Consider the following 9,654-nt stretch of genomic DNA (forward strand, 5'->3'; position numbering starts at 1 on the left):
CCCGGGCCGTCCCCTGCCGTTCGACGAGGCGCTGACCCTGGCGCTGCGCAAGGTGCGCGAGGCGCAGGTTGCCACGCGCTGGTCCTCGGCCTCGGCCGAAGGCAGTGACAAGGCCCGCGCCGTCGACCGGATCGGTAAGCAGATCACTGCCAACCGGCACCGCGAAGGGCTGACCGCAGCGCAGCACACCCGAGGAGTTGCGCAGATGCTCGAATTCGGCGCATCCATCACGAAGGTGTCCAAGACCCTCGCGATGGACAAAAAGGATGTCAAAGCCCAGGCAGCGGTAGGGAAAGCCGAGGCAGCCCGCGCCGCCCTCGATGCCGGACAGCTCGACCTCGCACACGCGGCAGTAGTGGCCGAGTTCGAGGAAGCCGGAGACACCGAAGCCGTCGAAAAGCTCCTGACCACCAGGCCTTACAACTTCGACCACGTAGCGGAGCGACTACGCGGGTTGCGCGAAGAACGGGAGGCATACGCCCGCGCCATGGTCAGCCCCGTCTTCCGCAACCAGTTGTAGCCGGCGTTTTCATGAATGCCGACCGCTCGCGCTGCGGCGCGGACCGTGCCACCTCTATCGAGCAATCGAAAGAATTCTTCCTTCTGCTGATCCGTGTACTTTTTCCCAGCCACCGCCACACCTTCCAGTAGGTGTTGCGACGATCGCTGGAATCCAAGCCCGTGAAGGTAAAATTTACTGCGCCGCTGTCCTGGATACGTTTTCGAGGCGAGTCGTCGGTTGGTCGATCGACAGCTCGCAGACAGCGACGTTGGTGACAAACGCTCTAGGAATGGGCATTTCCAATCGAGGCCCAACACCCGGCACACTCATTCACTCGGACAGTGAGACTGTTCGTGCCGGTGTTTTCGGATTTCCTGACCGTTACCGCATGGAGACGAGAGAATGCTGGTGCCGGGAGTTCCCAGTGTTCCTGACCCTCACTCCGATCGACGATCGTGTGTCTTTCCTTGGATTTGTCGGTTCCTGGGAACCCCCGGTGAGGCGCTACGCCTCACCGTCGGGGTGACCTGAGGAGAGCCTGCACCACCAGGTGCTCATCACTGTCTTGTCCGCCGGTTCGGTCGATGCGCGGCGCCGCCTTGCTCATCGGTCAACGGAGAGGAAAGCGACATGACAAGGATGCCTGACAAAGCCGATCTCGATCAAGACCGGCGAGTGTTCGCCGGAGTCGATACCCACAAAGAACTGCACGTCGCCGCGGTGATCGATACCGACGACAACGTCCTCGGAACTCGCAGTTTTCCGACCACCCGAAACGGGTATCGAACCATGCTGACCTGGATCGGCGAGTACGGCAATCTGATCCGGATCGGTATTGAGGGCACTGGCTCCTACGGAGCTGGGCTGACCCGCCACCTCGCGAAAGCCGGCGTGACGGTACTCGAGGTGGACCGCCCCGATCGCTCGGACCGTCGCCGTAAGGGCAAAGACGACGACCTCGACGCCATCAACGCGGCCCGCGCAGCCAAGACCAACCGGCGCACCACCACCCCGAAATCGAAAGACGGTGCCGTCGAGTCACTTCGGGTGTTGAGGGTGACCCGAGCCCATTCGGTACGAGAGCGGCGCAGTGCGCTGCAACTGCTGCGGATGACGATCATCTCCGCTCCCGACGAGCTGCGCGCTCAGGTCCGCGATCTGACGCGGATGCAACTGATCCGCCTCCTCGCCGCCTGGCGACCGGATGTCGCGAACGCTACTGATCCCGTGACCGCCTACCGGGTGTCGATGAAGTCCCTGGCTCGCCGCTATCTCGAATTAACCGACGAGATCGCCGATCTCGACGAACTGATCAACCCAATCGTGAAAGCCCTCGCACCTCAACTACTCGAGCGCGTCGGAATCGGTATCGAAGTCGCCGGACAAATGCTTGTCACCGCCGGCGATAATTCCGATCGAATGAAATCCGAAGCCGCGTTCGCGATGCTATGCGGTGTTGCACCGCTACCCGCATCTTCTGGCATGACCCAACGCCACCGCCTCAATCGCGGCGGTGACCGCCAAGCCAACCGAGCCTTGCATCTGGCCGTCATCGGCCGCATTCGACTCGACCCGAAAACCCAGGCCTACGTAGAGAAGAAAACCAGCGAAGGCCACTCGAAACTGGAAACTATCCGGTGCCTGAAGCGCTACCTGGCTCGCGAGGTCTACTACCTCCTCAACCCTGGACCGCAGACAATCACCCCGAACACCCGACACCATCGAAAAGCAGCTTGACTCTCAGGAGAGCATCCACGGAGTGCAGTTCACGTCCTGGGCATTCACCCACCGGGCGCACGACTCAGGGCTGGTCCCGTCAATGGGATCGATCGGCGATTGCTATGACAACGCCGTGATCGAATCTTTCTGGGGCAGAATACAAACCGAACCCTTGAACAGAAAACGCTGGAAAACGAGGATCGAACTGGCCAACGCCATGTTCGAGTACCTCGAGATCTTCCACAACGGTAGCGTCGGCACAGTGCACTCGGGATGCTGACCCCGATCGAGTTCGAGACATACACTTCACACGTCAACCCGTTGCCTGAAGTCAAATATGGCGGCTCCACGAAACTCGGGGTACATCACTACGGATACTGTCAGGTAGAGACCGATCTAGGCGATCGCACGTGTCACCAAAGTCGTCATCAAGTTACCTCTTCCTGTCACAAGCCGGAGGGTTCGGCGCATCGCGGATCAACCCTCACACCTGTTGGACCCTAACGAGTGTCACTGTTGAGCGGGACCCATCCGACCTCAGTCGGATGCATGGGACTGTCTGAATAACGGTGGATCCGGTCCTTGATTCAACACGCCGAGCTGAGCTTGGCGGGAAGGATCGACGATGACCGAAACACTTGATCCCATGGCAGAGACTGAGGTGGATCAGAAGCAGTTGGCCGAGCAGCTCCTGGCTCAGGCCAAGGAGCAGGGCGTGGAGTTGATGGGCCCGAACGGACTCCTCAATCAACTCACCAAAAACGTCCTAGAGACCGCGTTAGACGCGGAGATGACCGAGCACCTGGGCTACGAGAAGCACGATGCCGCCGGCCGCGGCAGCGGCAACTCGAGGAACGGTACCCGTTCGAAGACGGTGCTCACTGAGATCGGGCCGGTGGAGATCGAAGTGCCACGCGACGTCGATTCTTCGTTCGACCCGCAGATTGTTAAGAAGCGTCAGCGACGCTTGACGGGTATCGATGAGATCGTATTGTCATTGACGGCAAAGGGTTTGACGACCGGCGAGATATCCGCGCACTTTCAAGATATTTACGGAGCGTCGGTGTCGAAGGACACGATCTCGCGGATCACCGACAAGGTCGTCGGGGAAATGACGGAGTGGCAGAACCGGCCACTTGATCGGGTGTATCCGGTGATGTTCATCGATGCGGTGCACGTGAAGGTTCGCGATGGGCAGGTCACCAACCGGCCGATGTATGTCGCGATCGGCGTCACCGTCAATGGCGAACGCGACATCCTCGGGATCTGGGCCGGCGAGGGCGGAGAGGGCGCAAAGTTCTGGCTCTCGGTCCTGACCGAGATCAAGAACCGTGGTGTGGCGGACGTCTGCATCGTTGTGTGCGACGGACTCAAAGGATTGCCTGAAGCGATCAACACCGTCTGGGAACTCGCTGTGGTGCAGACGTGCATTATTCATCTGATACGCAACACTTTTCGCTTTGCCTCTCGTAAATATTGGGATGCGATGGCGCGTGATCTCAAACCTGTCTACACCGCTCCGTCGGAGTTTGCGGCCAGGGAACGATTCGCTGAGTTCACGCAGAAATGGGGGCAGCAGTATCCAGCGATTATCAAGATGTGGGACAACGCGTGGAGTGAGTTCGTTCCGTTCCTGGACTACGACGTCGAGATCAGGCGCGTCATCTGCTCGACGAACGCGATCGAGTCTGTCAACGCTCGCTACAGGCGCGCAGTACGGGCGCGTGGGCACTTCCCGACTGAGCAGGCGGCGCTCAAATGCTTGTACTTGGCCACGCGTGCTCTGGACCCGACAGGGAAAGGTAAGGCACGATGGGCAATGAGGTGGAAGCCCGCGCTCAATGCGTTTGCGATCACCTTCGAAGGACGCATCACCCTGAACGGTAACTAACCGACATCAAGGTCGGATCCACCGTTAATCGGACACTCCCGCTGCGGCACAGGATCGAGCGGCAGTGCGAGTAGTGGAAGTGACAGTGGTAGCGCCGGTGCGTTCGGCAGCGAGTCCGCAAGCACATCCGGGTCGAGTGATTTCTTCAGTTTCTTCTGTGGGATCACCGGATCGTCGAGTGGCTCCACCAGCTACGGAAGCTGAACGCCCTCGGGGGATGCACGGGTTAGCGACGTCCCGGGTCAGCCGGACACAAACATCCCCAACGGACTGACAGCCAGTGCCATACACAGCGGTATGAAACAGAGAATGGGCTGGTTGAACCCTGCACTCGATATCGCCGGACACTTCCTGCACCCCTTGGATATTGACCGATAAGACCCACTTTTCCAATCGGGTCGCCGTCGGACCAGTCGGGGCTTCCTGCCCTGCCGATCCACATTTTCACCAACCTGTATTTCTATAGCCAAGAGAGGCGAGAATGACGATGTTTCGCGGTGTTACGCGTCGGACGCTATTGGGCGCAGCGGTGCTGGTACCGCTTGCCGGTTGTTCAGCGAAGAATCCTTCGACGACAAGTTCTCAAACGTCAACGGCAAGCGAAGAGGATCGAGCCCACCTCCTGGCTGATCTCGAAGACAAATACGATGCCCGCTTGGGTGTATATGCGGCCAATCCGAGAACGGGAGGGATGGTCGAGTATCGAGCTGACGAGCGTTTCGCGTTCTGTTCCACATTCAAAACCCTTGCTGTCGCAGCGGTATTGAGCCAGAATCCGCTGGAATATTTGGATGCCGTCGTTTATTACACGGCGGATGATCTTCAGTCTTATGCGCCCATCACGAAGCAGCACCTGGACACCGGGATGGCTGTCGGTCAATTATGCGAAGCTGCTCGTCGATGACGTTCTCGTCGAATTGTATGTCTAGACGGTATGAGGGTCGGCCCGTTTCGGGCCGGGGACTCGCTTGCAAGTTGCCGTGGGTTGCCGAGTAGGCGAAGCCTGGATCGGTAGTGCCTACATTTGCAGGAGGCCCCGGTGATGTATCAGCGTACGAGTGTCGGATTGGACGTGCACGCACTGTCTGTAGTGGCATGTGCGATCGACGGTCAAACCGGTGAAGTATGGAAACAACGATTATGTCCGGACTCCGGTGAGATCCTCGCCTGGTTGCGTTCGTTGCCGGGTCCGGTGAAAGCCGTCTACGAGGCCGGACCGACCGGATTCGGCCTGTACCGAGCTCTGAATCAAGCGGGTGTGGAGTGCGTGGTGGTTGCGCCGTCGAAATTGCAGAGACCTGCTGGTGACCGCGTCAAGACCGATGCTCGCGACGCGCTGCATCTGGCGCGGTTGCTCCGACTGGACGAGATCGTCGAGGTCACGGTCCCTTCGGTAGAACAAGAGGCAGCCCGAGATCTGGTCCGTGCCCGTGAGGATGCTCGCGGGGATCTGATGCGATGCCGACATCGCTTGTCGAAACTTCTTCTGCGGCAGGGCATTGTCTATTCTGGTGGTGCGGCGTGGACTGGTGCGCATGATGTGTGGCTACGAAGTCAGAGGTTCGAGCAGTCGGCGTTGCAGGCCACGTTCGACTCGAACTATGAAGCGATGCTGCTCACCCGAAGCCGCCGTGACCGACTGGATACGGCGATCGAGGAGATGGCGGAGAACAGTCCCTACACGCCGATGGTGCACCGTTTGGGATGTTTACGCGGAATCTCTACTTTGACCGGGTTCGGGTTGGCGGTCGAGATCGGCGACTGGCAGCGATTTACGGGGAGCACCATCGGTTCCTATGTCGGCCTGGTGCCGAGTGAATACTCTTCGGGGACATCACGATCACAGGGTTCGATCACCAAGACCGGCAACGGTCATGCACGTCGGTTGTTGGTCGAGGCAGCATGGCATCACCGCAAGATCTACCGCAACCCTGGACAGGTCATGCGCACTCGATGGGCGAAAGCCAGCCCCGCTGCGCGTGCTCGTGGGCATGCCGGCAACCACCGCCTGCATCATCGGTGGGAGCAGTTCACCGCCCGTAAGAAGCGTCCGGTGATCGCCAATGTCGCCGTAGCCAGAGAACTTGCGGGATGGTGTTGGTCGCTGGCGGTCGTCGACGACCAGCCCTGAGCTTGTCCTTCCCCTAGATTTCGGTCGATAGACAATCGCAAAGGGCGTGATGGCAGCGTGAGGAACGATCTGCGAAAACAACTATGGGCAGCAACAGGTTCCGAAATTGGAACCGATTGCGACGCCCGACCCTAGAGCAGCAGCACCGTTCCTGCCGAACAGTCGTCCTGCGGTAGCCAACCCGCGTATATCAGTCTGACCACGAGTCGTGAATATCGACATGTCACCCGCCGTTCTTCATGTCCGTCGACCGAAACGGAAACGGCCTCGGGAACTGCCGTTCCCGAGGCCGTTTCCACCTGTCCCTTGACAAATTTCTCTACATATCAGTTGTAGGAGGAACGGACGTTGGTGACGCGGTGCCGGCGGTAAGCGGCGGGCGGTCGTCCTCCGCGTGTTGAATGCGGTCGGTGGTAATTGTAGTGAACATTCCAGATTTCGACGGCAGTGCGCCGCTCAGCTTCGCTGGTGTACTCGCGGGAGTACAGCAGTTCTTCGGCGAGGATACGGTTGTAGCGTTCGACCTTCCCGTTATGTTTCGGGGTGTACGGCTTGATCCGGTAGTGCCGCGCTTCGCGTAATGAAACGGTGAAATCTGCTGCCCGGTAGCATGATCCGTTGTCGGTGATCACGCGCTCGATACGGGTGATGCCGTGGGCGGCGAAGAAGACGCGGGCGTTGTTCATGAAATCGATGGCTGTTGCTGCGGTTTCGTTGTCGCGGGCTTCGGTGTACGCCAGGCGGGTGTTGCCGTCGATCGCGGAATGCAGGTAGGTGTAGCCGATGCGGGCCTGCTTGTTCTTCGTTTTCCGGCGTTGGGATCGTTTGGCCTTGTCGGAGCCGCGGCCGTGGGCACGCCACCCGCCGCCGTCCGGGATCTTCCCGACTTTCTTGACGTCGACGTGGACCATCTGACCAGGTCGCTTGGCGGCGATGACCTGGGGTTTTCGGTTGGTTTCGCCGTTCGGGTCGATGAACCGGCGGCGGTGCAATCCCAGGTTCCGCAGGATTTTCGTGACAGACCGGCGAGCAATGGTGATGCCGTCGGTACGCAGCTCGAACGTGATTCGCGAGGCCGACCATTTCCGGGTTCGGCGCATGGACTCGATCTCGACCATGATCTCCGCCGGCGTGGCGTTCGGGTGGTGTTTCGGTGCGCTGGATCGGTCCTGAATTCCCAGGTCACCGTACTTGCGATACCTATTGACCCACTTGGAAGCGCATTGTCGGGAGATGCCCATTTCTGCGGCGACGTGGGCGATCGGACGACTCTGGCACCGCTCGATCAGGCGTCGTCTTCCTTCCACAGTGAGTGGGGCATTACGGTGTGTCACAGGGCTGGTCCCTTTGCTGTTGATGGTCAGTTTCGCAACTTCCATCCTGCCGCGAAGGACCAGCCCGTCCACTTCAATCCCGCGTCAGCAACGTCCATACCCGCAACAGCTAGGCCGATGACCGTTTCGTTTCCTTGATCGCTACGGGATCATCCTGGCGGACGATAAATGCCGAGGACTTTTGCAGCGTGAACGGTGGAAAGGAGCCGTGGCGTCTCGATTGCATCGGCGATGCGGTCGAAGTCAGCGGCGGTCAGCACACGCAGGGACAGCAAACCTAAGGTGTACGTGTCGAGAATTTCCAGCGCAGCGGTGGTGGCCTGCCGGACGGATACGGCAGGAATGGTGAATACGACTTCGACCCAGCCGAGTTCCGAGCGCTGGACGGCACCGTGGTGATCGATTATGGGCGGGAGAAGTTCACCGCTGACGTTCTCGTCGAATTGCATGTCGAGTTCGGCGACGACGACATACGCCTGTTGCGTCACAGGATTCGAACCCTCTCATTGTCACGGTCGGTAGTGAATTCAGGACGGGCGAGAGTAGATCGGGGTGCTGCCTAAACTCAAACCCTTCGTTCGGCCGCAACCCCTTCGATCCAGAAAGTCGTTGCGGCTGAACAAGCTTAATTCAGTGCATCGCCAGACCGAACCAGGCCGACGCTCCTAGCAGTAGGAGCGCAATGAGGATGACGGCGCGGGTGGTGTAAACGTGTCGCATCAGGACTCCGATCAGACGAAAACGAATCGTTCGGTGTGAAGATTTTGCGCCGGCACTCCCAGCTCGGTCAGTGACTCCTCGACAGCATTGAGCATCGGGGCGGGCCCACAGGTGAAGTACTGCAGTCGCTGATAGCGATCAGGCAGGTGGCGGACGATCATTTCGCGATCGAGGTAGCCTTGTTCACCGGTCCACCCTTCGGGTGGCGTCATCAGGATATTGACGATGGTGAGGTTCAAACGACGTTTAAGGCTTTCTAGTTCCTCGTCGAATGTGATGTCGTCGAGTGAGCGGCTGGCGTAGTACAGCAGATACGGTCGATTGTCGCTGCGGTCAGCCATGGTGCGCAGAATGCTGATCATCGGAGTAATACCGACACCTCCTGCGATGAGAACGAATCCCGGTCCTTCATTGCGATCTGGCGTGAAGACGCCGTGCGGCCCGTCGATGTATGCGCGGGTGCCCGGGGCGATAGTTCGGACGGTGGAGGTGAAGTCGCCGAGCGCCTTGATCGTCATGGACAGCACTGACGCGTTCTCGGCACTCGACGAAAACGAGAACGGATGTGACGTCACCGAAAACGGTGACCGATCGACGGTCAGCCAGCCGAACTGCCCGGGCTCGAACCGGAAACCCTTGTGCCCGACTGGGATCATCGTCAACGTCACGGCGTCACCGCGTTCGTGGACCACGGACTTGATCTTCCAGGGGCGACGAAGGCGCTCGAGCGGCCGGATCACCCGAACCCACAGCAACAGCAAGATCAACGCGCAGGTCATGATCGCCCACAACCATTTCTTCCAGGCATGGTCGACGTAATATCCGACCAGGAACACGTGCGCCACGGCGAAGGCGACAACTATCACCGAGATCGCCCCGTGGAGCACTTGCCACACCTCGTAGCGAATATTCATCCGCCGTCTCCAGATCGAGGTGGCAATGAGCACCAGCAGCAGCACTGTCGAGGTGACCGCGAACCGTGCACGCCAGGGGGCGTGCGCAAGGTTGAGCAGTCCGACGATGTCGATTCCCGCCAGCTGCAGGAGGATCGGGTGCGCCAAGATGAACGCCAAGGCGACATAGGAGATCTCGCGATGAAATTGAACTAGGGCATCTTCGCCGAAGGGTTCAGCCGCTGCCTGGAAGCGTGCCACCAGTGCGAACTGCATCCCCATCATCGACAGCCCGATAAAGCCAAGTGCGACAGAGAATTCGGTCAGGAAACCCCGACCCGGACCGGGGTGACCGAGCACCGCGAACACTAGCGGCATTACTGCCACTGCCAAGCGCTCGGTTCCGTGGACGCCGACGGCATGACCGTCACCTTCCACCTGACCTCGCCGGACGCGACGTTCCC

At 59.6% G+C, this 9,654-nt stretch carries 10 protein-coding genes and 1 pseudogene; 7 read left to right on the forward strand and 4 right to left on the reverse strand.

Going from position 1 to position 9,654, the window contains the following annotated elements; all coding sequences use genetic code 11:
* On the forward strand, positions 1 to 520 hold a 520-nt coding region (locus tag ABT116_RS35310; protein WP_351642503.1), incomplete at its 5' end, for a hypothetical protein.
* Here ABT116_RS35310 and ABT116_RS35315 read toward each other — a convergent pair.
* Positions 418 to 639 carry a transposase gene (locus ABT116_RS35315; protein ID WP_321208815.1) on the reverse strand — a complete coding sequence of 74 codons (222 nt, stop codon included), beginning with the start codon at positions 637 to 639 and terminating at the stop codon, positions 418 to 420. The genes ABT116_RS35310 and ABT116_RS35315 overlap by 103 nt on opposite strands.
* A 32-nt stretch (positions 640 to 671) precedes the next feature.
* Here ABT116_RS35315 and ABT116_RS50990 point away from each other — a divergent pair, with 32 nt between their 5' ends.
* The 6 genes and pseudogenes from ABT116_RS50990 (at position 672) to ABT116_RS35345 (ending at position 6,243) form a co-directional block, all read left to right on the forward strand.
* Entirely contained in the window at positions 672 to 1,028 is a 357-nt protein-coding gene (locus ABT116_RS50990; RefSeq protein ID WP_391591280.1) for a DDE-type integrase/transposase/recombinase, read from the forward strand.
* Between the two features lie 104 nt (positions 1,029 to 1,132).
* A complete protein-coding gene (locus ABT116_RS35325; RefSeq protein WP_003945393.1) occupies positions 1,133 to 2,239 on the forward strand; it encodes an IS110 family RNA-guided transposase in 1,107 nt (368 codons plus the stop codon).
* Positions 2,240 to 2,255: 16 nt separating this feature from the next.
* A pseudogene (locus tag ABT116_RS35330) lies at positions 2,256 to 2,518 on the forward strand (transposase); the annotation flags it as partial.
* A gap of 328 nt (positions 2,519 to 2,846) precedes the next feature.
* Positions 2,847 to 4,112 (forward strand): IS256 family transposase, encoded by a 1,266-nt coding sequence (locus ABT116_RS35335; RefSeq protein WP_003943361.1) that lies wholly within the window; start codon positions 2,847 to 2,849, stop codon positions 4,110 to 4,112.
* 481 nt (positions 4,113 to 4,593) lie between these two features.
* Positions 4,594 to 5,016, forward strand: coding sequence for a serine hydrolase (locus tag ABT116_RS35340; protein ID WP_166814103.1), 423 nt, complete (start codon positions 4,594 to 4,596; stop codon positions 5,014 to 5,016).
* 138 nt (positions 5,017 to 5,154) lie between these two features.
* Positions 5,155 to 6,243, forward strand: a complete 1,089-nt coding sequence (locus ABT116_RS35345; RefSeq protein WP_003942584.1) for an IS110 family RNA-guided transposase — start codon at positions 5,155 to 5,157, stop codon at positions 6,241 to 6,243.
* 326 nt (positions 6,244 to 6,569) lie between these two features.
* On the opposite strand, the gene ABT116_RS35350 is transcribed toward ABT116_RS35345, so the two are convergent.
* The 3 genes from ABT116_RS35350 to ABT116_RS35360 all read right to left on the reverse strand — a co-directional run.
* Positions 6,570 to 7,577, reverse strand: a complete 1,008-nt coding sequence (locus ABT116_RS35350) for an IS481 family transposase (RefSeq protein WP_351642533.1) — start codon at positions 7,575 to 7,577, stop codon at positions 6,570 to 6,572.
* A 149-nt stretch (positions 7,578 to 7,726) separates the two neighbouring features.
* Positions 7,727 to 8,065, reverse strand: a complete 339-nt coding sequence (locus ABT116_RS35355) for a DNA-binding protein (protein WP_166814094.1) — start codon at positions 8,063 to 8,065, stop codon at positions 7,727 to 7,729.
* Between the two features lie 243 nt (positions 8,066 to 8,308).
* A partial coding sequence (locus ABT116_RS35360; RefSeq protein ID WP_351642524.1) for a ferredoxin reductase family protein occupies positions 8,309 to 9,654 on the reverse strand: 1,346 nt, incomplete at its 5' end.

Origin of the sequence: Streptomyces sp. NPDC002130, from assembly GCF_040296465.1 — a bacterium.
GTDB lineage: Bacteria > Actinomycetota > Actinomycetes > Streptomycetales > Streptomycetaceae > Streptomyces.